Source organism: Arthrobacter sp. CAL618, assembly GCF_000468215.1.
Lineage (GTDB): Bacteria > Actinomycetota > Actinomycetes > Actinomycetales > Micrococcaceae > Arthrobacter_D.
The window spans coordinates 6140-6983 of sequence record NZ_ASZW01000045.1 but is presented as its reverse complement, the minus strand read 5'-3'; the positions used below and the strand labels follow the sequence as shown (position 1 = coordinate 6983).

Here is an 844-nt window from a genome sequence, read left to right as displayed (position 1 = left end):
GCCAGCCGGCCCTACCCCGGCGTGGTCGGTGTGGTGGAGACGCTGCGCGCGGCGGGCCATCTGGTCGCCGTGGCGACCCAGAAGCCGCAGGGCCTCGCCCAGGAGCTCCTTGGCGTCCAACAGCTGGCCGGCCTGTTCCACTCCGTGCATGGGTCTCCCGATGAGGAACAGTCACCCGGTCCCGACGGCAAGACGCCAATCATTGCCGCAGCCTTGGCCCGGCATGAGGGCAGGTACGACGACGCCATCATGATCGGCGACCGGTCCCACGACATCTCCGGAGCGGTGGCCAATGGGTTGGACTGTATTCCGGTGACCTGGGGGTTCGGGTCCGTCGAGGAGTTCTGCGTGGTGGGCGCCACCACGCCAGCCGCCACCGCCGACGCGCTCCTGGAACTGGTCCTGAAAAGGGTGCCGCAGGGGGTGGGTCATGGGAATCTATGACCTCACCCGGAGCAGCACCCGCGGACTGATCGCCGGGCTCTGCCGGCCAACCGTCGAGGGCCTGGACCAGGTGCCTGCCGCTGGGCCACTGATTGTCGCGGCCAACCACCTGTCCTTCCTGGACAGCGTGCTGATCCAGGCACTCATGCCCCGCCCGGTCGCCTTCTTCGCCAAGGCCGAGTACTTCACTGGCCGCGGGATCAAGGGCAAAGCCATGCGGTCCTTTTTCGAAGGAGTCGGCTCCATCCCGGTAGAGCGTGGGCAGCAAGCCGCAAGTGTCCAGGCGCTGAAAACCCTCCACGAACTACTGGAAGGCGGCAACGGGATCGGCATCTACCCGGAGGGAACCCGGTCCCGGGACGGGCTGCTTTACCGTGGGCGCACCGGTGTCGGCTGGCTT

Annotated in this window: 2 protein-coding genes (1 of these 2 only partly in view); both read left to right on the top strand. The window is 67.5% G+C overall.

Annotated features, from left to right (window positions below):
- Nucleotides 1-444: the 3' portion of an HAD hydrolase-like protein gene (locus tag K728_RS0102655; RefSeq protein ID WP_051317589.1), read on the top strand. It extends 300 nt beyond the left edge of the window; only the last 444 of its 744 coding nucleotides appear in the window; the start codon falls outside the window, past its left edge; the stop codon is at nt 442-444.
- Nucleotides 431-844: lysophospholipid acyltransferase family protein (locus K728_RS22990; RefSeq protein WP_443110908.1), on the top strand; the 414-nt coding region annotated here is incomplete at its 3' end. The genes K728_RS0102655 and K728_RS22990, both read left to right, overlap by 14 nt.